This window comes from Actinopolyspora biskrensis (assembly GCF_013408175.1).
In the GTDB taxonomy this organism is placed as follows: domain Bacteria; phylum Actinomycetota; class Actinomycetes; order Mycobacteriales; family Pseudonocardiaceae; genus Actinopolyspora; species Actinopolyspora biskrensis.
The window spans coordinates 394,463-415,852 of sequence record NZ_JACBYW010000003.1; the positions used below are offsets into that span (position 1 = coordinate 394,463).

Below are 21,390 nucleotides of genomic sequence, written 5' to 3' on the forward strand. Positions count from 1 at the left end.
ATGACCGACATCGCCGAGAAACTGAACAAGGCCTACGAGGAGAAGACGATCTCCGAGCTCGCCGACGCCCCGGTATCGGCCCTGCAGGGTGTCAGCGAGAACGACGCCAAGCTGCTCGAAGACGCGTTCGGGATCCGCACGGTGCGGGACCTGGGGACCAACAAGTACTTCCGCTGGGCTCAGGCGGTCGCCAACCTCGCCGACTGACCCGGAGAGCCCGCGGCTCGGCCTGCTCGGCGGGTCGGGTGGGGGAACCTCGGCCGGGGGCTCGCCGCGGGCCCCTCGACATCGAGCAGCCACTACGGCACGTCGGGGCCGTCCTCGCGAGCCCACCGGCTGAGAACCCCCGGCGTTGCCGGTGAGCGACGTGGTCACTTCAGCGCTGCCCGCACCGGGAACGGCCCGCGGGCCCGGCACTGCCTCACGATGAAGTAACGATCACCGGACGTGGCCACGCCGGGGGAACCTTTCACGGAACCCTTCCGTTCGCGCGACGAATTCGCCGTCGAACCCGGCGAAACGGCCCGCTACGGAAGGACCGGACATGTTCAAACGAATGCTGCAAGCGGTCGGCATCGGCGGCCCCTCGGTGGACACCGTCCTACGGGAAGGAGCCTGCCACCCCGGAGGCGGCGTTTCCGGTGAGGTGCGCATCGGAGGGGCGAGCGGCAGCACCCGGATACAGCGGATCGACCTGATCCTGATCGCCCAGGTCGAGACCGCCGACGACCAGCAGGGGGCGCTGGAGTTCCGGCGGTTGACGGTGGCGGAGGACTTCCAGCTGGAAGCCGAGCAGCACACGAACATCCCGTTCGAGATCCCCCTGCCCTGGGAGACTCCGATAACCGCGCTGCGGGGGCAACCGCTGCCCGGGATGCGAGTGGGCGTGCGCACCGAGGTCGCGGTCGCGCGCGCGGTCGACACCGGCGACATGGACCCGCTGCACGTGGAACCGCTGCCCTGCCAGCTCCCCGCGATCGAAGCGCTGTTCGGCATGGGGGCCCAGCTGAAAAGCGCCGACGTGGAGCACGGCACGCTCAGCGGGATCGCCCAGGAGTTCCCCTTCTACCAGGAACTGGAGTTCTTCGCCCCGCCGGAGTTCTCCGGCCGGATCAACGAGGTCGAGCTGACCTTCGTCACCCGCGCCGACAGCGTCGACGTCGTGCTGGAGGCCGACCGGCGCGGCGGGTTGTTCACCTCGGGCGGGGACGCGCTCGGCAGGATCCACCGTTCCCAGGAGGAAGCGGTCCACACCGACTGGACCTCCGAGATCCGTGGCTGGCTGGAGGCCGTCGCCCAGTCCGCGGGCGGTTTCTTCGGCGGAGGCCACGACTCCCACGGCAAGCACGAGCACTCGGGGCACTCCGGAGGTTCCGGGATCGGAGGCATGGTCGCCGCCGGAGCCGCCGGAGTCGCGGCGGGAGCCGTCGGCGGAATGATGCTCGACGAGGTGTTCGAGGGCGACGAGGAGGAGGGCGACGAGGAGTAGAGGAAGGTCGGCGGCTCGGTTCGCTCGGGTGGTCGCGAGCGGCTTCGCCGCTTGACCGACGACCGGTACGACCGAGCGGTCGGCACCGCAGGGCGAAGCGGGAAACCGGAGATCCACCGAAGGGAAGGGGAAGCCGTGAGCTGGTTCGGCCAAGCACTCGAGGGAATCGGGGACATGGTGGAGGACGCGGCCGAGGAGGGCAGCGTCACCTCCGAGCTGGGAGACCTCGTCGAGGACCTGGGCGAGTCGATGCAGGAGGAGTGAGCAATCGGCGCCTCGGGAGTGTTGGGCCGCTGGCGCGCAGCCACCTGCGTCGCGAGCGGCCCAATCGAGCCGCTGCGAACCCGGACAGGAGCTCCCGGAAGAAGGACACCGTCCGACCCAAGCGCTCTGAGCCTGAGCCGCCCGACCGACCGCGGGTTCTCTCGTGGTGCTCTCGCGAGGACAGCCTCGACGTTGTGTAGGTGCCTACCCGATGTCGAGGAGCCCGCAGCGAGAGCCCGCGAGAGGTTCCGCCACGCAACCCCACCGAGCGACCGGCACCGCCGAAAAGCTCCCACTCAGACGTCGTAGTCCACCGCCACCGTCTCCGACACGGGAAGCGCCTGGCAGGTCAGCACGAAACCGTCGTCCAGTTCGGACTGCTCGAGGGCGAAGTTGCGCCGCATGCGCACCTGCCCCTCGGTCACTCTGGCCCGGCAGGTTCCGCAGACCCCGCCCTTGCAGGCGAACGGGAGATCGGAGCGTACCCGCTGCGCCGCGTCGAGCACCGGGGTGCCCTCGTCGAGCGCGACCTCGGTGGTGCGCCCGTCCAGGGTGATCCTGCCCGTGCCCGCGGAACCGTCGCCGGCCCTCTCCTCGTGCCGCACGGGCTCGGGAGGGAGTTCGTCCACGTAGAACAGCTCGCGGCGCACTCTGCCCGGGGGGACCCCCAGCCCGTCGAGCACGCGCCCGGCCGCGTCGACCATCCCGTACGGCCCGCACAGCCACCACCGCTCCGAACCGTCCAGCGGGATCAGCGTGCCGAGCAGCCCCCGCAGCTTGTCCTCGTCCAGCCGCCCGGTGACCAGCTCCGACTCGCGCGGCTCGCGGGAGAGCACGTGCACCAGTTCGAACCGGGCCGGGTACCGGTCCTTGAGATCGGCCAGTTCGTCGATGAACATCACCGTGTCGCTGCGCCTGTTGCCGTAGACCACCGTGACCGTGGAGCCGGTTTCGGCCAGCAGCGAGGAGGCGATGGACAGCACCGGGGTGATCCCGGATCCGGCCGCGATCAGCACGTGCCTTCCCGAGGTGTCCGGTTCCGGGGTGAACCGCCCGGACGGGGGCAGCACCTCGACCTCGTCACCCACACCGACCTCGCCGGTCAGCCAGCCGGAGAACATCCCCCCCGGCACCAGGCGGACACCGATGCGGAGGCGTTCGCCGCGCCGAGCGCAGATCGAGTAGCTGCGGCGGTGCTCTCCCTCGGCCGTCCACCGCCGCAGGGTCAGCGACTGCCCCGGCCGGAAGTCGTACAGCTCGGCGAGGTCCGCGGGCACGTCGAAGGTGACGGCGACGGCGTCGTCACACAGCTTCTCGACGTCGGCCACGCGCAGCGTGTGGAAGGCGTTGTCGCCCCGTGTCCTCGGACTCGAAACCGTCGGCGTCGGCACTCAGATCTCCTTGAAGTATTCGAAGGGCTCCAGGCAGCGCAGGCAGCGGTACAGCGCCTTGCACGCGGTCGCGCTGAACTCCGAGGTCCGTTCCGTGCGCGTCGATCCGCACCTCGGACAGCTGACGCGCCGCCGCGGTGGCTCCAGGGTCAGCGGGACCGGCCCCCCTGCGGTACCGGGAATCCCCGCGGCTCCGGCCGAGGAGTCGTCCGGGGGGTGTATGCCGTGTTCGGCCAGTTTGCGCCTGCCCCGTTCGCTGATCCAGGAGCTGCTCCACGGCGGGGAGAGCTCGGTGCGGATCCGCACGTCGTCGAAACCGGCCTCGTTCAGCTTGCGCTGCAGGTCGGAGCGCATCTCGGTCAGCGCGGGGCAGCCGGAGTAGGTCGGCGTGATCGTCACCAGCACCCCGCCGTCCCCGCTCGGACGGACGTCGCGCAGCACGCCCAGGTCGGCGAGGGTCAGCATCGGCAGTTCCGGGTCGGTGACCGTCTCGGCCACGGCCCGCGCCGCGGACGTGTCGACTTCGCCGCCGGTCACCATGTCGCCTCCGGATCGCTGCGGGCGAGACTCTGCATCTCGGCCAGCAGGTAGCCGAAGTGCTCGGTGTGGATCCCGTCCCGGCCCGCTCTGCCCGCGAGCGTGCCCACCGGGGTGACTTCGGGCCGCGTCGCGGCGGCCCGCGCGCACACCTGGTCGAGCACCTCGTCGAACTCCCGGCGCAGCGCAGCGGGATCGACCGCGACACCGTCCCGCTCGAGGCGGTGTTCCACCGCGTGCGGGGTGAACAGTTCCTCGGCGAACGGCAGCACGTCCGCGAACCCCGCGTGCAGTCGCTCGGCCGAGTACTCGGTGCCGTCCCCGAGGCGCACGGCCCAGCGGGCCGCGTAGTCGCGGTGGTAGGCGACCTCCTTGACCGCCTTGGCCGCCACCGCCGCCAGCACCGGATCGGCCGAGCCGGTGAGCCGGTTCAACAGGGCCAGTCGCCAGGTGGAGAACACCAGCAGCGCGGCGACGGTCCTGCCGAAGTCCCCCCGCGGCAGCTCGACCAGCCGCACGTTGCGGAACTCGTCCTCGGGCCGGAAGTGGGCCAGCGCGTCCTCGTCCCGGCCGCTTCCGTCGACCGTTCCCGCGCGTGCCAGCAGCATGCGTGCCTGGCCGAGCAGGTCGAGCGCTATGTTCGCCAGCGCCACCTCGTCCTCCAGCTCGTGGGCGCGGGTCACCCACTCGGTGAGCCGTTGCGCGAGGACCAGCGCGTCGTCACCGAGCATCAGGCAGTAGCTCGCCAGATCGGCCCGGTCGATCCCGTCCGGGACGGTGGTGTCCACCCCGGACAGCGGATCCTCGAAGCCGGTCCCGAAGGCCCAGCGCGCGTCCCCTTCCGGGTGCGCTTCGGCGATGGCCTCGTAAGCGTTGTCGAAGGACATGACGTTAACCTCCCGGGGCGACGTCCGCTGTGCTCACTGATGCTTCCCTGTCCTGTCGTGTTGATGGTTGGCGTGGTGCTTCGGCGCCGGAGGTGCCGAAACGACCACGTTGCCCACCGGCGCCGCCGCGAGAGGTTCCGCCAAGCGAGCACCGAATCAAGGGCGAACAGAAAATCTCAGTCAGATGTGCGGGACGTCGTCCGGTATCTCGTAGAAGGTGGGGTGCCGGTAGACCTTGTCCCCGTTCGGCGCGAAGAACGGGTCCTTCTCGTCCGGGCTGGACGCGGTGATGTGCTCGGCACGCACCACCCAGATGCTGACCCCCTCGTTGCGGCGGGTGTAGAGGTTGCGCGCGTTGTGCAGCGCCATCTCCTCGTCGGGGGCGTGCAGCGAACCGACGTGCACGTGGTTGAGTCCGCGCTTGCCGCGCACGAAGACCTCGAACAGCGGCCACGCGGCCCGCGGGGCCTCGCCCCCCGTCGCGTCCGGGGCCTCCGCGCCCCCGGTGCTTTCCCGGTCCGGTCCCGTGGTCATACCGCCGCCTCCCCTCGTGCCGCCTGCTTGGCCGCGTGGGCTGCGGCGGCCTCGCGCACCCACGCTCCGTCCTCGTGCGCGCTGCGCCTGCGCTCCACTCGCTGGGTGTTGCAGGGACCGCCGCCCTTCAGGACCCTCCGGAACTCCGCCCAGTCGGGTTCGGAGAAGTCGTAGTGCCCGCGCTCGGAGTTCCACACCAGGCCCGAGTCCGGCAGGCTCACCCCGAGCGCCTCGGCCTGCGGCACCGTCATGTCCACGAACTTCTGGCGCAGCTCGTCGTTGGTGTGCCGCTTGATCCCCCACTCCATCGACTGGCGGGTGTTCGGGGAGTCCCCGTCCGGCGGGCCGAACATCATCAGCGAGGGCCACCACCAGCGGTCGGTGGCGTCCTGAACCATCGCGCGCTGCTTCGCGGTTCCGCTCATCATGGTCATGAGCAGTTCGTAGCCCTGCCGCTGGTGGAAGGACTCCTCCTTGCAGATGCGGATCATCGCCCTGGCGTAGGGGCCGTAGGAGGCGCGGCACAGCGGCACCTGGTTCACGATCGCCGCGCCGTCCACCAACCAGCCGATCACCCCGATGTCGGCGAAGGTCAGCGTGGGGTAGTTGAAGATCGAGGAGTACTTCTGGCGTCCGGAGACCAGCTTGCCGGTCAGTTCCGAACGGTCGACCCCGAGGGTCTCCGCCGCCGAGTACAGGTAGAGGCCGTGCCCGGCCTCGTCCTGGACCTTGGCCAGCAGGATCGCCTTGCGGCGCAGGCTCGGGGCCCGCGTCAGCCAGTTCCCCTCCGGCTGCATCCCGATGATCTCGGAATGGGCGTGCTGGGCGATCTGGCGCACCAGGGTCTCGCGGTACCCGGAGGGCATCCAGTCCCGCGGTTCGACGCGCTGGTCCCTGGCGATCTTGTCCTCGAAGTGGCCTTGCAACTCCCGCTCGGCGGTGACCGTGGCTTCTTCGGTGCTCACACCGCTTCACCTCTCCCGATAGGAACCGACCGCCCGGTCGGTTCCGGTTCCGATTCCCGTCGGCGACGGGGGAGGGCACAAGTCCCTCCCCGGCTCATCCGGAAGTGGTCCCCTCCTTGGCGACCAGGGTCAGGACGTCGTACTTCGCCACCGACTCGCCGTGCTGGTTGGTCACGTCCGCGTCCCAGCGCACCTCGCCGTAGTCGGCGTTGTGCCGCGGCGTGATCCGCTTGGCCGTCAGAGTCACCGTGATCTCGTCACCCGGATAGGTCGGAGTGAGGAAGCGCAGGTTCTCCAGCCCGTAGTTGGCCAGCACCGGCCCCGGCTCGGGCGCGACGAACAACCCGGCCGCCAGCGAGACCACCAGATAGCCGTGCGCCACCAGCCCCCCGAAGAACGGGTTGGCCGCGGCCGCCTCCTCGTCGGTGTGCGCGTAGAACTCGTCGCCGGTGAAGTCGGCGAAGTGCCGCACGTCCTCCGCGGTGATACCGCGCGGCCCGCCCACGACGCTGTCACCGACCCGCAGCTGCTCCAGGTACTTGCGGAAGGGGTGCGTGCCGGTGGTGGTCCGCGTGCTCCCGGGGACCCACTGCCCGGTCAGCGCCGTGAGCGTGTCGGGGTCTCCCTGGACGGCGGTGCGCTGCATGTGGTGCAGCACCCCCCGGATCCCGGCCATCTCCTCGCCCCCGCCTGCCCTCCCGGGGCCGCCGTGCACCAGCTGCGGCAGCGGGGAGCCGTGCCCGGTGGACTCCTCCGCGTCGGACCCGTTGAGCACCAGCATCCGGCCGTGCCGGGACGCCGCGCCCAGCACCACCGTCCGGACGAACTCGGTGTCGCCGGAGACCACGGAGCCGACCAGGCTCCCGCCTCCCCTGTTGGCCAGTTCGACGGCGTGCTCGGCGTCCCGGTAGGGCAGCACCGTGGCCACCGGACCGAACACCTCGATCTCGTGCGGCTGGGGCAGTTCGGGGTCGTCGCAGCGCAGCAGCATCGGGGGCACGAAAGCCCCCTGCTCGTAGTCGGCGTCCACCGGGTCGAAGGGCTTCCACGGATCGCCGTGGACCAGCCGTCCGGCCTCCAACAGCCCCTTGAGACCGCGCCGGACCTCCTCCCGCTGCTCCAGGTCGGCCAGCGCACCCATGCCCACCTCGGGGTTCCGCGGATCGCCCACCTCGATCCCGGCCAGACGGTCCACGACGGCCTCCACGACCTCGTCGACACGCCCTTCCGGAACGAATGCCCTGCGCACAGCGGTGCATTTCTGTCCGGCCTTGACCGTCATCTCGGTGACCAGCTGCCGCACGAACAGGTCGAACTCCGCGGTGTCCCGCGTGGCGTCGGGACCGAGGACCGAGCAGTTCAACGAGTCGGCCTCGGCGTTGAAGCGCACCGACTGCCGCACCACGTTGTCCTGGGCGCGGAGCCGTTGTGCCGTGGAGGCGGATCCGGTGAACGAGAGCAGGTCCTGCTCGGTCAGGTGATCCAGCAGGTCTCCCGCGTTGCCGCAGAGCAGTTGGACCGAGCCCTCCGGCAGGATCCCCGACTCCACGATCAGCTCCACGAGCCGGTGGGTCAGGTGCGCGGTCTGCTCAGCGGGCTTGATCAGCGTGGGGACCCCTGCGATGAAGGCCGGAGCCAGCTTCTCCAACGGCCCCCACACCGGGAAGTTGAAAGCGTTGATCTGCACCGCCACCCCCCGCAGCGGGGTGGCGATGTGCTGCCCGAGGAAGGTTCCCTGCTTGCCCAGCGGCTCCGCTCCCCCGTCGGTGTGGACGGTGGCGTTGGGGAGTTCCCGCCTGCCCTTGCTGGAGTAGGAGAACAGCACCCCGATGCCGCCGTCGACGTCGAACTTGGAGTCCGCCCTGGTCGCACCGGTGCGGGCCGAGAGCTCGTAGAGCTCCTGCCGGTGCTCCCTCAGGTACGAGGCCAGCGATTTGAGCAGGGCGGCGCGCTGGTGGAAGGTCAGCTCGCGAAGCGCGGGGCCGCCGACCTCCCTGCCGTGGGCGAGCGCGGCGGCCCTGTCGATGCCTGCGGTGGACAGGCGGGCCGTCTCCTCGCCGGTGACGGCGTCGTGCAGCGCGCTGCCCTCGTCCGAGGGGCTTCGCCACCGGCCCGCGGTGTAGCTGCGCAGTGGTTCCATCCTCGCGCTCTCCCTTGGAATCACGTTGCGTGGCGGCCGAGCCTGCGGCTCGCGCACTCGACCCACTCTTGCCAACCGACCAATCGGTCAGTAGGCATTGTGACGTAGAACAAGCTCGTGCACAATCACCGAATCAAAAGCTGCCCACGACATAACCGGGACCCGAACAGCGGAAACACCACTGCCTTCCCGGTGACAACCGAAATTGAGTGACCGACTGTTCGGTCAGTATTCGAGGTGGTGAAGCCAGTTGGACGCGGAGCGAGCACCGATAGCCGCCCCCACAGCGGCCATGTTCGACGACGACCACGCATCCAAGGCGCTCGGAGTGGAGCTGCTGGAGGCCGCCGACGGCCGGGCGCTCACCCGGATGCGCGTCACCCACGAGATGGTCAACGGGCACTCGATCGCCCACGGCGGCTACGTGTTCCTGCTCGCGGACACCGCCTTCGCCTGCGCCTGCAACAGCCACGGCCCCGTCACGGTCGCCGCGGGCGCGCAGATCACCTTCCTCACGCCCGTGCACGAGGACGACGTGCTCTACGCCCGGGCCGTCGAACGCCACACCCGGGGACGCGGCGGCATCTACGACACGACGGTGTTCCGCGGCGAACCCGACTCCGAGATCGTGGCCGAGTTCCGCGGGCACAGCCGCAGCGTCGAATCCCGAAAGGACGGCGAAGCATGACCGAGACGATCCGCGGACAAACCGGCACCGGAGAGACGAGAGCGGCCGGGACCGCGCACGGACGCGCGGATCCGGACCCGGCGGAACGCATGAGCCGCTCCGAGCTGGCCGAGCTCCAGCTCGAACGACTGCGCGAAACCCTGCACCACGCCTACGAGAACGTGCCGTGCTACCGGCGCAAGTTCGACGCGGCCGGAGTCCGGCCGCAGGACTGCCGCCGACTGTCCGACCTGGCGAACTTCCCCACCACCACCAAGGACGACCTGCGCGAGAACTACCCCGTCGGGATGTTCGCCGTACCGCAGGAGCGGCTCAGCCGCGTTCACGCGTCCAGCGGCACCACCGGAAACCCCACGATCGTCGGCTACACCGAGCGGGACCTGGACATCTGGTCCGAAGTGGTGGCGCGCTCCATCAGGGCAGCGGGCGGACGCCCCGGCCACAAGGTGCACATCGCCTACGGGTACGGACTGTTCACCGGCGGGCTGGGAGCGCACTACGGAGCCGAACGGCTCGGCTGCACGGTGATTCCCGCATCCGGGGGCATGACCGAGCGCCAGGTCCGGCTCATCCGCGACCTCCGGCCCGAGATCATCATGATCACGCCCTCGTACATGCTGACGCTGCTGGACGAGTTCCGCCGCCAGGGGATCGACCCCAGAAGCACCTCCCTGCGCATCGGCATCTTCGGAGCCGAACCGTGGACCACCGAGATGCGCGCGGAGATCGAGGAGTCCGCCGGGATCGACGCCGTCGACATCTACGGCCTGTCCGAGGTGATGGGCCCCGGAGTCGCGAACGAATGCGTGACCACCAAGGACGGACCGCACATCTGGGAGGACCACTTCTACCCGGAGATCATCGACCCCGCCACCGGGGAGAGCCTGCCCGACGGCACGCACGGCGAGCTGGTCTTCACCTCGCTGACCAAGGAGGCGATGCCGGTGATCCGCTACCGGACCAGGGATCTGACCAGGCTGCTGCCCGGAACGGCCCGGCCGGGGATGCGGCGGATGGAGAAGGTCACCGGACGCAGCGACGACATGATCCTGCTCAGGGGAGTCAACATCTTCCCCGGCCAGATCGAGGAGCTCGTGCTCCGACAACCCGGGCTGTCCCCGCACTTCCAGCTCGAACTGACCAGGAGCGGGCGGCTCGACGAGCTGTGCGTCCGGGTCGAGACCGAGGGGGACCCCGCCTCGGGGGATCCCGGCGCTTCCACCACGCTGGCCACGTCGATCAAGGACGCGGTGGGCGTCAGCGCCACGGTGGAGCTCGTGGCCCCCGAGACGTTGCAGCGCTCGGTCGGCAAGTCGCGACGGGTCGTGGACCTGCGCGAGGAATGACGCCCGGGACGACGGGACTCGCGGACGTCGCCGCGGCCGGGCCCGGAGACGCCGCCGGAACGGCACTGCGAGACTGACGAACATGGTGGGCGCGAGCACGAACGACGGCGCGGGACGGAAGAAGCCCGGTTACGACCTCGATTCCCTGCTGCGCACCGCCGTCAAGGTCTTCCACGAACGTGGTTACGACGGCACGAGCATGGAGGACCTGGCCAAACGGCTCGGTATCACCAAATCGGCCATCTACCACCACGTCTCGAGCAAGCAGGAGCTGCTTCGCCTGAGCGTCGACCGGGCCCTGGACGCGCTGTTCGCGGTGCTCGACGAACCGCGGTCCCGCGAGGGGGAGCCCATGGACCGGCTGCACCACGTGGTGCGGCGCAGCGTCGAGGTGCTCATCGACGAGCTCCCCTTCGTCACCCTGCTGCTGCGCGTGCGGGGCAACAGCAAAGTGGAGCGTCAGGCCCTGGCACGCCGCAGGGAGTTCGACCACCTCGTCGGTGAGCTGGTCGCCGAGGCGGAACGGGCGGGAAGCCTGCGCTCCGACCTGGATCCCGCGCTGACGAGCAGGCTGCTGTTCGGGATGGTGAACTCGGTCATCGAGTGGTACCGACCGCGGCAGGGACTGAGCAAGGACGAGATCGCCGAAACCGTGACCAGGATCGCCTTCGACGGGATGAGGCGCAGGCAGTAGGCGCTGCTGCTCCGTGTTGCCGAGCACCGCCACGTGACCGAGAGTGCTAGGCAAACACCTTGGTGTTTTCAGTCACTCGAATGGGGTGGACAGATGGGAACACCGGCCGCTTCGCCGACCAGCGCCACGGTGCAGCTCGATCACGGGGTGCGCAGGGACGTCAACAAGATCAGCCTGCTGTTCACCGGAGTCGGTGCGATCATCGGCTCCGGCTGGCTGTTCGGCGCCCTGTACGCCTCCCAGATCGCCGGACCCGCGGCGATCCTGTCCTGGGTCATCGGCGCGATCATGATCATGTTGATCGGCTTCGTCTACGCCGAGCTGTCGGTGATGTTCCCCGTGGTCGGGGGCATCATCCGCTTCCCGCACTACTCCTTCGGCTCCTTCGCCAGCTTCAGCGCGGGATGGATCAGCTGGCTCGCCGCGGCGGCGGTCACCCCCATCGAAGTGCTCGCCACCATGCAGTACGCCTACCCCTACGCGGGGTGGCTGATGACCCCGGTAGAGGGCGAATACCTGGTCAGCGGATACGGCTGGTTGATCGCGATAGCGCTGATGGCGCTGTACAGCACGATCAACGCCCTGGGGGTGGGGGTCTTCGCCCGGCTGAACAACATCCTGGTGTGGTGGAAGCTCGCGGTGATCGTGCTGGTCGTCATCGTGTTCTTCGCGGTCTCGTTCAACCCGGGCAACCTCACCGAGTTCGGCGGGTTCGCCCCGGAGGGACTCGGAACGATCTTCACCGCGATCCCGGCCGCCGGGGTCGCTTTCTCCTTCCTGGGCTTCCGCAACGGCGTCGAGTTCGCGGGCGAGACCAACGACCCCCAGCGCAACGTGCCCTTCGCGCTGATCGGATCGGTGATCATCACCGCGGTGATCTACGTGCTGCTGCAGATCGCCTTCGTCACGGGGTTGCCGCAGGACGTGCTGGGGCAGGGCTGGCACCAGCTGACCTTCGCGGAGAGCGCCGGGCCGCTGGCGGGGCTGTCCCTGCTGCTCGGGGTGGTCTGGTTGGCCTGGCTGTTGCGGGTGGACGCGATAATCTCGCCCGCCGACACGGGGCTGATCTACGCGGGTGTGACCACCAGGCTGTCCTACGCCAACGCCCGCAACGACAACGCACCGCAGGTGCTGACCCGGCTCAACCGGCGCGGTGTGCCGTGGGTGTCCGTCCTGCTGATGTTCGTGGTCGGCTGCTTCTTCTTCCTGCCGTTCCCCGCCTGGTCGAAGTTCATCGGCTTCATCACCTCGGCCTTCGCCGTCTCCTTCGCCCCCGGTTGCCTGGTGATCGGAGCGCTGCGGCGCCAGCTGCCGGACCAGCACCGCCCCTTCCGGCTGCCCGGAGGGGACACCATCCCGCTGCTGGCGTTCTTCTCCTCCAGCCTGCTCGTGTTCTGGTCCGGCTGGTCGATCAACGAGAAGATGCTGATCGGGCTGCTGGTCGGCTACGTGGTCTTCGCGGCCTACAACCTGTTCGGCAAGCACGCGAAACCACCGATCGACTTCAGGTCCGGCTCGTGGTTCCCCGTGTGGCTGCTGGGCATACTCGCGCTGAGTTATTTCGGCGAGGTGACGCCCAACGAAACCGCCGACCCGGCTCTGGTCCTCCCCGGTGGGGACGGCCCGATCGGTGTGGGGCTCGGCGCGCTGGTCATCGCGGGCTGGAGCGTGCTGATCTACTACTACTCCATGGCCGTGCGGCTCCCCTCCCGGCGGGCCGCCGCCTACATCGAGAAGACACCGACCGACGCGCCGACCACGGCCGGGTGAGCGTTCCGAAACCGTCGTGACGGTGGCGCGCCCGGCGGGCCGGGGTTCGAGCAGCAACGCGGATTCGGACCGGCCCGGTCGAAGACGGGAGTCCTTCCTGCTCTGCCCGCTGTCGTGGACGGACCTGATCCGCGGGGACAGCTACTGGGCCGACAGCCAGGTCCGGGCCTCGTTGACGCGTTCCTTGTCGCACAGGGCCTCGCCGAGGTCGGTGTCGAGGCGGTTGGCGATGGCGCAGAGGTAGATCAGGATGTCGGCGAGCTCCTCGTCGGCGGTGCCGGTGATCGAGCCCTGCTCGACGGGGGTCTTCCCGCTTGCGGACGGCCTTGCACAGTTCTCCGTGCTCCTCGCCGAGTTTGAGGGACTGCTCCAGCACGGTGCTGCCGGAGAAACCGTTCGAGTTCCATCTCGGCGACGTAGTGCTGGAGATCGGTGAGCGTGGTGTCCGTCCGGAGCGGCGGCATGTCGCGGGGCCTTCGAGGGTCAAGAAGCGAGTGGGCCGTACTGTATTCCTTGGTGGGATTTCGTGCTCGGGGCGTGTTGGAGCAGTGCCAGCTGGTCGTCTGTGGTTCCGCGCGGGGTACTGGACCAGCCCAGCCGGAGGGCGTCGGCGGAGGAACGGAAAAGGGGACACCCCTGGCCTGGTGACAGGATCCCGACAGCGCGAGCGCTCGGGGCTGCCGGGTGGCGTCACGCGGACGCCGAGATTTCGGGGACGCGGGGTTGATCTGCTGTGCCGCGGCGAGGCCCGGCTCCTCCAGGTCCGCGCAGCCGCACACCGGCCTCGATCAGCACACGATGGACAAAACCGCACGAGCGGCCCGTCACTGCAGCGAGAGCTCGGATGCTCGCCCCGCTCTCGTACTGTTTACGGCCCGACGTCCCGATACCCGCCGGTGTCGGGACGTTTTCCTTGACGGCCATCTATCCTCACCCGACCGGCCCTCGCACGGTCGCCGATACAACGGGTACTTCCTGAAGAGGACGTAACCTCACCCCCAGGAGCACCCACATGACCGCCCCGGACTTCAGTCAGGCTCGCTGGCGCAAGTCCAGCCGCAGCAACGGAGGCGGTGGAGCGTGTGTCATGGTGGCGCACGTGCCCACCGCCACCGGCGTCGCCGACAGCAAACTCGGTGACGACAGCCCCGTCCTGCCGTTCGGCAAAACCGCGTGGACACAGTTCCTCGACGCGATCAAAAGCGACCGCCTCGACGGCTGACCCCGCTTCGCGAAGTCCCGCTCGATGTGCCGTCGGGCGGGACTTCTTCGTGGCGCGCCGCCGTGCCGAACGTCGTGGTCGCTGTCGCCCGACCCCGTTCCTGCCTTCACCCGGGTCCACGCAGCGCGTTCGATAAGGCAGCGACATACCTTTGTGCACGAAATGTTACTTATTGACTTGAAAGTCTAACCGTTTCGTGTTGACGAGCCCGCTCGAATCCTAGAGAGTCCACGCTCACGGTAGTTATCGACCTCACAAAGGTATGGAAAGGGCGAATAGATGGCGACACCAACTGCGCAACCGACGCAGGCTAAGGTGCAGCTCGATCACGGGGTGCGCAGGGACGTCAACAAGATCAGCCTGCTGTTCACCGGAGTCGGTGCGATCATCGGCTCCGGCTGGCTGTTCGGTGCCCTGTACGCCTCCCAAATCGCCGGTCCGGCAGCGATCCTGTCCTGGATCGTCGGCGCGATCATGATCATGTTGATCGGTTTCTCCTACGCCGAGCTGTCGGTGATGTTTCCGGTCGTCGGCGGAGTCATCCGCTTCCCGCACTACTCCTTCGGCTCCTTCGCCAGCTTCAGCTCCGGCTGGATCAATTGGCTGGCCGCCGCGGCGGTCACCCCCATCGAAGTGCTCGCCACCATGCAGTACGCCTACCCCTACGCGGGGTGGCTGATGACCAAGGTCGACGGCGAGTACCTCGTCGACGGTGCGGGCTGGTTCGTGGCGATCGGACTGATGGCGCTCTACAGCGCGATCAACGTGCTCGGCGTACGACTGTTCGCCTACCTGAACAACCTGCTCGTCTGGTGGAAGCTCGCGGTGATCGTGCTGGTGATCGTGGTGCTCTTCGCCCTGGCGTTCAACCCGGGCAACCTCACCGAGTTCGGCGGGTTCGCCCCCAGCGGCCCGGGAGCCGTCTTCACCGCGATCCCCGCCGCGGGCATCGCCTTCTCGTACCTGGGCTTCCGCAACGGCGTCGAGTTCGCGGGCGAGACCAGCAACCCCCAGCGCAACGTGCCCTTCGCGCTGATCGGGTCGATCGTGATCACCGCGGTGATCTACGTGCTGCTGCAGGTCGCCTTCATCACGGGGCTGCCGCAGGAGCTGCTCGGCGACGGGTGGGCGAACCTCTCCTTCGCCGAGAACGCGGGCCCGTTGGCCGGCCTGGCCATCGCGCTGGGGGCCTTCTGGATGGCCGTGCTGCTGCGCATCGACGCCGTCGTCTCCCCGGCCGACACGGGGCTGATCTACGCGGGTGTGACCACCAGGCTGTCCTACGCCAACGCCCGCAACGACAACGCACCGCAGGCGTTGGCCAAGCTGAACAACCGCGGCGTTCCGTGGGTGTCGATCCTGCTGATGTTCGTGGTCGGCTGCTTCTTCTTCCTGCCGTTCCCCGCCTGGTCGAAGTTCATCGGCTTCATCACCTCGGCCTTCGCCGTCTCCTTCGCACCGGGTTGCCTGGTCGTCGGAGCGCTGCGGCGCCAGCTTCCGGACCAGCACCGCCCCTTCCGGCTGCCCGGAGGGGACACCATCCCGCTGCTGGGCTTCTTCGCCTCCAGCCTGCTCGTGTTCTGGTCCGGCTGGTCGATCAACGAGAAGATGCTGATCGGGCTGCTGGTCGGCTACGTGGTCTTCGCCGTCTACCACGCGGTCACCAACCACGACACCCCGCCGATCGACTTCAGGTCCGGCTCGTGGTTCCCGATCTGGCTCGCCGGGGTGATGGTGTTCAGCTACTTCGGTGAGGTGGACCCGACCGCCGAGGCGGGGGCCAGCTTCCTCGGAGGCGGTGACGGGCCCATCGGCCTCGGTCTCGGCGCCGTGGTACTGGCCGTGTGGAGCGTGGTGATCTACTACTACTCCATGTCCGTGCGGCTGCCCGCGCACCGGGCCGTCACCTACATCGAGAAGACACCGACCGACGCCCCGACGACCGCGAGCTGAGAACGCGGCCGCACCGTCGGAGAACGCACGGGGGCGGGGTCGCCACGCGCGAACCCCGCCCCCGCTTCTCGTCCCGCCCGCTGCCCCGCGTCAACGGGAACCGCGAGTAGCACGCACCACACGCCGGGGAGCACGCGCGGCTGCCCGCATACACTGCGAAGTGTCCGGCGCAGCCGACCCGACAGGAGCAGTGGTGTCCACGAACGGCGAAACCGTGAACAGGGTGGCGGTGGTGGTCAACACGCTGTCCCGCACCGGCAGCATCGCCTACTCCCAGGCGATTCGGAGCCTGACCGCCCAGGGGGTCCCCCTCGGAACGACCTATCCGCTGCGGGACCCCGCCCGGCTGGTGGAGACGGTGCGTTCGGCCGTGGACGACGGGCACGACTTCGTCGTGATCGGCGGCGGCGACGGGACCATCAGTTCGGTGGTCGACGTACTGGCGCACACCGGGGTGCCGATGGGCCTGCTTCCCCTCGGCACGGCCAACGACTTCGCCCGCACGCTCGAGATCCCCACGGACCTGGAACAGGCGTGCCGGACCATAGCCCACGGCAAGGTCGTCGACATCGATCTCGGCCTGTGCGGCAACAACTACTACGCCAACAGGGCGTCGATCGGCATCGGATCCAACGTCGCCACCGCCATGTCGCCGACCCTGAAGAAACGCATCGGGTCGCTGGCCTACCCGATCGCCTCGGCCAAGGGATTCATGCGGCACCGCCCGTTCCCCGCCCGGCTGAGCTTTCCCGACGGGGACCACGAGGCCAGGGAGTACAACAGCCTGATGCAGGTCTCCGTGGCGAACGGACGCTACTTCGGGGGCGGGCAGCTGGCGGTGCCCGACTCCGGCATCGACGACAGCACGCTGGACATAACGGTGATCAGGCACGGCAACGTCCGCGAGCTGCTCACCGTCGCCCGGAAGTTCAAGAGCACCGAGCTGCTCGAAACGGACCAGGCCGAGCACATCCGGACCCGGCGGGTGCGGATCGAGACCAAGCCGGACCTGCCGATCAACATCGACGGCGAACTGGTCGCCAGCACCCCGCAGGAAGTGTCCGTGGCACGCAACGCGCTGCACGTCGCCGTTCCCCGCAGCTGGGTCGACGGCGGTTGATGGGCGAGTTTCCGTCTCGGCTCGCGTGGCTCGGTGCTCTCCGGCGCGGGCAGCGCCGGAGCGTCCACGCTGCCCGCCGGCACCGCCGCGGGGTCTCCCGTGGTGCTCCCGCGCGGACGGCCCCGACGTCGTGCAGGCCGCTACCCGATACCGGCGCCCCCGCAGCGAGAGGTTCCACCAAGCAACCACCCGCGCGAGCGGAGCAGGCGGAGTTCCGAAGGTGCCGTTCGGCACACACGAACCGGCCGGGTGGATTCGGCGGAGTCGAACCGGTAGACCGGTCGCCGAACCGGCCGGCCCCGACCTCGGAGGGACTACCTCGTTGACGATGTGGAACTACAGCAACGCGCCACGCTGCACCGTGTGCTCGCACCGCGCGATCATCGACAAGCAGCAGGCGCAAACACTGGTCAACTCCTCGGACGGCAGACTGGTGGCCTATCAGTGCCCGATAGAGCTGTCCAGCTGGCACGTCTGGGCCCCCGAGTTCGAGAAAGCCGCCGGAGCGAGTTCGGAGTAGGAGCTCCGGGAGACCGGAACCACCCGGTGGCCGGTTCCCGAGAGCTTCCCACCGACACTTCGGCGGCCGCTCCCCTCGAACGGGTCCGCTCAGCCGAGGTCCCGTGCCAGTGCCCTGCCCGCGTTCCTTCCGGAGAAGACGCACCCGCCGAGGAAGGTGCCCTCGAGGGCGTTGTAACCGTGCACCCCGCCCCCGCCGAACCCGGCGGCCTCGCCCACGGCGTAGAGCCCGTCCAGCACGTCGCCGTCCGGACGCAGCACCCGGGAGTCCAGGTCGGTCTCCATGCCGCCCAGGCTCTTGCGGGTGAGCACGCGCAACCGCACCGCGACCAGCGGCCCGTGCCGGGAGTCGAGCAGTTCGTGCGGGCTCGCGACACGCAGCACCCGGTCGCTGACGAACCGACGTGCCGAACGAATCGCGGTGATCTGCGCGTCCTTGCCGTAGGCGCGGCTCATCTCGCGGTCCCGCGCCACCACCTCGCGCCGCACCCTCTCGTGGTCCAGCAGCTGGTTCCCGGTCAGCTCGTTCATCCCCGAGACCAGGTCACGCAGGTTGTCCCGCACGACGAAGTCCACCCCGTGGCGTTCGAACGCCTCGACCGGGCCCGGCGGGCCACCGCCCACTCTGGCCAGCAGGTCCCGCAGCCTCTTGTTGGTCAGGTCGGGGTTCTGCTCCGAGCCGGAAAGGCCGAACTCCTTGGCCAGGATGCTCCGGTCGAGGACGAACCAGCTGTGGTCGTGACCGGTTTCGAGGATGCGCCGCAGCGTTCCCATGGTGTCGAAGCCGGGGAAGTACGGCGGGGGCAGCCGGTTGCCCGTCGCGTCCAGCCACAGCGAGGAGGGACCGGGCAGGATGCGGATACCGTGTCCGGGCCAGACCGGGTCCCAGTTGGCGATGCCCTCGGTGTAGTGCCACATGCGGTCGCGGTTGACGACACTGGCCCCGGCCCGCTCGCCGATCCCCAGCATCCGACCGTCCACATGGGCGGGCACCCCGGTGAGCATGCGGCCCGGTGCCCGGCCGAGCCGTTCCGGCCAGTTCCGCCGCACCAGCTCGTGATCGCCCCCTATGCCTCCCGAGGCCACCACCACGGCCTGCGCGTGGCGCTCGAACTCGCCGACCACGGTCCGGGAGGAGGCCACCCCCCGCCGTTCGGCCGAGGGCTCCAGCACACTGCCCCGCACCCCCCGGACCGCGCCTCCGGAGACGAGCAGCTCGTCCACCCGGTGGCGGTATTCGAAGCGCACCAGACCGGCGCGCTCGGCCCGACGCACCCGCTCGGCGAAGACCCGCACGACCTCGGGGCCCGTTCCCCAGCCGAAGTGGAACCGCGGGACGGAGTTGCCGTGGCCGGTGGCGGTGCCGTCCCCGCGCTCGGCCCAGCCGACGAAGGGCATGAACCGCATCCCCAGCCCCCGCAGATAGGCGCGCTTCTCGCCCGCCGCGAAGGCCACGTAGGCCTCGGCCCAACGGCGCGGCCAGTGGTCCTCCGGCCGGTCGAACGCGGCCGAGCCCATCCAGTCCCGCAGCGCCAGCTCGTGGCCGTCCCTGATGCCGAGCCTGCGCTGTTCGGGGCTGTCCACGAGGAACAGACCGCCCAACGACCAGTGGGCCTGGCCTCCGAGGTTGTCCGCGTTCTCCTGCTCGACCACCACCACGGAACGCCCGGCACGGGTGAGTTCGTAGGTGGCCACCAGACCCGCGAGTCCGGCACCGATCACGACGACGTCCGCGTCCGCCACGACCCCGCCTCCTGTCCGTTTCGACGACCACGGCTTCGAGAAGCTCTCGGAGCGAGTCGCGTCACGTTATCCGGAACGCGACGGCCCTGAACAGCGTTCTCGGAACGAGCAACTCAACCCGCACGTACCTCGTCGGTCCCGGGCTCCACCCGCTCCCGGCCCTCCCCCGCCCCGGTGGCCAGGTAGTCGTCCGGGCTGGTGTGATCGGTCCCGCGCGAAGCCCCGGAACGACGCAGCACCGGGGTGAGCACCACGGCCACCAGCAGGTTGAGCAGCAAAGCGACGGCACCGACGTAGATCTGCGTCCGGACGTCCGGCAGCGGCTGCCAGCCGAAGAGGCTGAAGTCCGACAGCGGCATGGCGGAGCCGCCGAAATGCCCCTGACCGGTGACCGGGTCCTTGGGAATCAGGTACAGCTGCCACAGCCCCCAGGACATCCCCACGCCCCATCCGGCGACCAGAGCCCAGCGGTGCAGCCATCTCGTGTAGAGCGCCACGGCCACTGCGGGCAGCGTCTGCAGGACGATCACACCACCGATGAGCTGCATGTCGATGGAGAACTGCGGATCGATGAGGACGATGCTCAGCACCGCTCCGAACTTGACGACCAGCGAGGCGAGCTTGGCCTGCTTGGCCTCCTGGGCCGGGGTGGCCCCCGGCCGGAGATGTTCCTTGTAGATGTTGCGCGTCCACAGGTTCGCCGCGGCGATGGACATGATCGCGGCCGGGACGAGCGCTCCGATGCCTATCGCCGCGTAGGCCAGCCCGGCGAACCAGTCCGCGAACATCCTGTCGAACAGCACGGGGACGATCGTGTTGGAGTCCGGTTCGCCGGTGGCCCCGTTGACGATCGGTTCCACCCCGATCGCCAGTGCCGCGTACCCCAGCAGCGCCAACATTCCGAGCAGGAACGAATAGGCGGGCAGCGCGACCATGTTGCGGCGGATGACCCTGCGTCCCGAGGAGGCCAGGATCCCGGTCAGCGAGTGCGGGTAGAGGAACAGCGACAACGCCGAGCCGAGGGCCAGCGTGGCGTACTGGAGCTGGTTGTGCTCTCCCAGCAGGATCGAGCCGGAGGCCTGTCCGGTGTCCGGGTCCGGCCGGGACAGCACGGCGGCCGAATCGTCGATGATCGACCCCCATCCGCCGATCTGCGTGGGCAGGTAGAACACCGCCACCAGGATGACCACGTAGATCAGCAGGTCCTTGACGAAGGCGATCAGCGCGGGAGCGCGCAGCCCGGAGTGGTAGGTGTACAGCGCCAGCACCACGAAGGCGAGGAACAGCGGGGCGTGCCCGGCGAGGCCGCTTCCGTTGAGCCCCATGGTGCGCAGCACTGCCTCCAGCCCCGCCAGCTGCAGCGCGATGTAGGGCATCGTCGCCACGATCCCCGTCACGGCCACCAGGGTCGCCAGCAGCGAGGAGTCGTAGCGACCGCGCACGTAGTCGGCCGGGGTGACGTATCCGTGCGCTTTGGATACCGACCACATGCGCAGCAGCGGGAGCAGCACCAGCGGGTAGAGCACCACGGTGTAGGGCAGCGCGAAGAAGCCCATAGCTCCGGCGCCGAACACCAGGGCGGGCACGGCCACGAAGGTGTAGGCGGTGTAGAGGTCCCCTCCGACCAGGAACCAGGTTATCCACGATCCGAACCTGCGACCACCGAGCCCCCACTCGTCGAGGTGCTCCATGGAGGCTGCGCGCCGCCAGCGGCTCGCCGCGAACCCCATGACCGAAACCAGCAGGAACAGCGCGGTGAAAACGCCGAACTCGGTCCACTGCATGTCAGCGCTCTCCCCCGTCCCGCTCCGTCCCGCGTTCGCGCCGATTGGCGGCGCGCACCACGAGTCCTACGCACACCACGCCCAGCGGGACGAAGAGGAACTGCGCCCAGTAGAACATCGGCAACCCGAGCACCCGGGGCTCGTCGTGGTTCCACAGTGGAGTAACCAGCATCAGCAGCGGCACGAGCAGCAGCAGGTTCCACGGTGAACGGTCGTGGTTCGGTGTGCGCCCCGTCGCCGCGCGCTCCTGATCGACCATCCACAGCACCCCCGGACGCCGTATTCCTGATCACTCGATCGAGTAGCAGCATGCTAATGGGAGCCGATCCGCGTGGGAAGAGGTC

General features: G+C 69.0%; 21 protein-coding genes and 1 pseudogene. 12 read left to right on the forward strand and 10 right to left on the reverse strand.

The window, feature by feature from the left end:
- From FHR84_RS10220 to FHR84_RS22865, 3 genes are all read left to right on the forward strand, one after another.
- Entirely contained in the window at positions 1–207 is a 207-nt protein-coding gene (locus FHR84_RS10220; RefSeq protein WP_179535217.1) for a hypothetical protein, read from the forward strand.
- A 337-nt stretch (positions 208–544) separates the two neighbouring features.
- A complete protein-coding gene (locus FHR84_RS10225; protein ID WP_179535218.1) occupies positions 545–1,489 on the forward strand; it encodes a sporulation protein in 945 nt (314 codons plus the stop codon).
- A gap of 135 nt (positions 1,490–1,624) precedes the next feature.
- Positions 1,625–1,753 carry a hypothetical protein gene (locus FHR84_RS22865; RefSeq protein ID WP_281361288.1) on the forward strand — a complete coding sequence of 43 codons (129 nt, stop codon included), beginning with the start codon at positions 1,625–1,627 and terminating at the stop codon, positions 1,751–1,753.
- 296 nt (positions 1,754–2,049) lie between these two features.
- Here FHR84_RS22865 and paaE read toward each other — a convergent pair whose 3' ends face one another.
- From paaE to paaZ, 6 genes are all read right to left on the reverse strand, one after another.
- Positions 2,050–3,144, reverse strand: coding sequence for a 1,2-phenylacetyl-CoA epoxidase subunit PaaE (gene paaE / locus FHR84_RS10230; RefSeq protein ID WP_179535219.1), 1,095 nt, complete (start codon positions 3,142–3,144; stop codon positions 2,050–2,052).
- Positions 3,145–3,684 carry a 1,2-phenylacetyl-CoA epoxidase subunit PaaD gene (gene paaD / locus FHR84_RS10235; protein WP_179535220.1) on the reverse strand — a complete coding sequence of 180 codons (540 nt, stop codon included), beginning with the start codon at positions 3,682–3,684 and terminating at the stop codon, positions 3,145–3,147.
- Positions 3,678–4,568: a 1,2-phenylacetyl-CoA epoxidase subunit PaaC gene (gene paaC, locus FHR84_RS10240; protein ID WP_179535221.1), complete on the reverse strand. Its 891-nt coding sequence runs from the start codon at positions 4,566–4,568 to the stop codon at positions 3,678–3,680. The genes paaD and paaC overlap by 7 nt, the downstream gene beginning before the upstream one ends.
- A gap of 180 nt (positions 4,569–4,748) precedes the next feature.
- Positions 4,749–5,102 (reverse strand): 1,2-phenylacetyl-CoA epoxidase subunit PaaB, encoded by a 354-nt coding sequence (gene paaB / locus FHR84_RS10245; protein WP_246300413.1) that lies wholly within the window; start codon positions 5,100–5,102, stop codon positions 4,749–4,751.
- Complete coding sequence (gene paaA / locus FHR84_RS10250) at positions 5,099–6,067, reverse strand: 1,2-phenylacetyl-CoA epoxidase subunit PaaA (RefSeq protein WP_179535222.1); 969 nt, start codon at positions 6,065–6,067, stop codon at positions 5,099–5,101. The genes paaB and paaA overlap by 4 nt, the downstream gene beginning before the upstream one ends.
- A 94-nt stretch (positions 6,068–6,161) precedes the next feature.
- Positions 6,162–8,207, reverse strand: coding sequence for a phenylacetic acid degradation bifunctional protein PaaZ (gene paaZ, locus FHR84_RS10255; RefSeq protein ID WP_179535223.1), 2,046 nt, complete (start codon positions 8,205–8,207; stop codon positions 6,162–6,164).
- A gap of 250 nt (positions 8,208–8,457) precedes the next feature.
- Between paaZ and paaI the strand changes: the two genes are divergently transcribed.
- From paaI to FHR84_RS10280, 5 genes are all read left to right on the forward strand, one after another.
- The gene (gene paaI, locus FHR84_RS10260; protein WP_179535224.1) at positions 8,458–8,895 is read left to right on the forward strand and encodes a hydroxyphenylacetyl-CoA thioesterase PaaI; all 438 of its coding nucleotides are present in this window, start codon (positions 8,458–8,460) and stop codon (positions 8,893–8,895) included.
- A gap of 89 nt (positions 8,896–8,984) precedes the next feature.
- Positions 8,985–10,241 carry a phenylacetate--CoA ligase PaaK gene (gene paaK, locus FHR84_RS10265; protein WP_179535419.1) on the forward strand — a complete coding sequence of 419 codons (1,257 nt, stop codon included), beginning with the start codon at positions 8,985–8,987 and terminating at the stop codon, positions 10,239–10,241.
- A gap of 82 nt (positions 10,242–10,323) precedes the next feature.
- Complete coding sequence (locus FHR84_RS10270) at positions 10,324–10,935, forward strand: TetR/AcrR family transcriptional regulator (RefSeq protein WP_179535225.1); 612 nt, start codon at positions 10,324–10,326, stop codon at positions 10,933–10,935.
- A 93-nt stretch (positions 10,936–11,028) separates the two neighbouring features.
- Positions 11,029–12,705, forward strand: coding sequence for an APC family permease (locus tag FHR84_RS10275; RefSeq protein ID WP_179535226.1), 1,677 nt, complete (start codon positions 11,029–11,031; stop codon positions 12,703–12,705).
- Between the two features lie 22 nt (positions 12,706–12,727).
- Complete coding sequence (locus FHR84_RS10280) at positions 12,728–12,949, forward strand: hypothetical protein (protein ID WP_179535227.1); 222 nt, start codon at positions 12,728–12,730, stop codon at positions 12,947–12,949.
- 446 nt (positions 12,950–13,395) lie between these two features.
- On the opposite strand, the pseudogene FHR84_RS22380 reads toward FHR84_RS10280, so the two are convergent.
- Positions 13,396–13,578: pseudogene (locus tag FHR84_RS22380) on the reverse strand (helix-turn-helix domain-containing protein); the annotation flags it as partial.
- A gap of 139 nt (positions 13,579–13,717) precedes the next feature.
- Here FHR84_RS22380 and FHR84_RS10285 point away from each other — a divergent pair.
- The 4 genes from FHR84_RS10285 to FHR84_RS10300 all read left to right on the forward strand — a co-directional run bounded on the left by FHR84_RS10285 (position 13,718) and on the right by FHR84_RS10300 (position 17,520).
- On the forward strand, positions 13,718–13,927 hold the full coding sequence (locus FHR84_RS10285) for a DUF397 domain-containing protein (protein ID WP_179535228.1): 210 nt from the start codon (positions 13,718–13,720) through the stop codon (positions 13,925–13,927).
- Positions 13,928–14,206: 279 nt separating this feature from the next.
- A complete protein-coding gene (locus FHR84_RS10290; RefSeq protein WP_179535229.1) occupies positions 14,207–15,880 on the forward strand; it encodes an APC family permease in 1,674 nt (557 codons plus the stop codon).
- A 193-nt stretch (positions 15,881–16,073) separates the two neighbouring features.
- Positions 16,074–17,000: a lipid kinase gene (locus FHR84_RS10295; protein ID WP_179535230.1), complete on the forward strand. Its 927-nt coding sequence runs from the start codon at positions 16,074–16,076 to the stop codon at positions 16,998–17,000.
- Positions 17,001–17,328: 328 nt separating this feature from the next.
- Positions 17,329–17,520, forward strand: a complete 192-nt coding sequence (locus tag FHR84_RS10300; RefSeq protein WP_179535420.1) for a hypothetical protein — start codon at positions 17,329–17,331, stop codon at positions 17,518–17,520.
- 89 nt (positions 17,521–17,609) lie between these two features.
- Here the strand turns inward: FHR84_RS10300 and FHR84_RS10305 are convergent, their stop codons facing one another.
- The 3 genes from FHR84_RS10305 to FHR84_RS10315 all read right to left on the reverse strand — a co-directional run bounded on the left by FHR84_RS10305 (position 17,610) and on the right by FHR84_RS10315 (position 21,305).
- Complete coding sequence (locus FHR84_RS10305; RefSeq protein ID WP_179535231.1) at positions 17,610–19,262, reverse strand: FAD-binding dehydrogenase; 1,653 nt, start codon at positions 19,260–19,262, stop codon at positions 17,610–17,612.
- Positions 19,263–19,375: 113 nt separating this feature from the next.
- Entirely contained in the window at positions 19,376–21,046 is a 1,671-nt protein-coding gene (gene mctP / locus FHR84_RS10310) for a monocarboxylate uptake permease MctP (protein ID WP_179535232.1), read from the reverse strand.
- Between the two features lies 1 nt (position 21,047).
- The gene (locus FHR84_RS10315; RefSeq protein ID WP_179535233.1) at positions 21,048–21,305 is read right to left on the reverse strand and encodes a DUF3311 domain-containing protein; all 258 of its coding nucleotides are present in this window, start codon (positions 21,303–21,305) and stop codon (positions 21,048–21,050) included.
- Positions 21,306–21,390 lie beyond the last annotated feature (85 nt).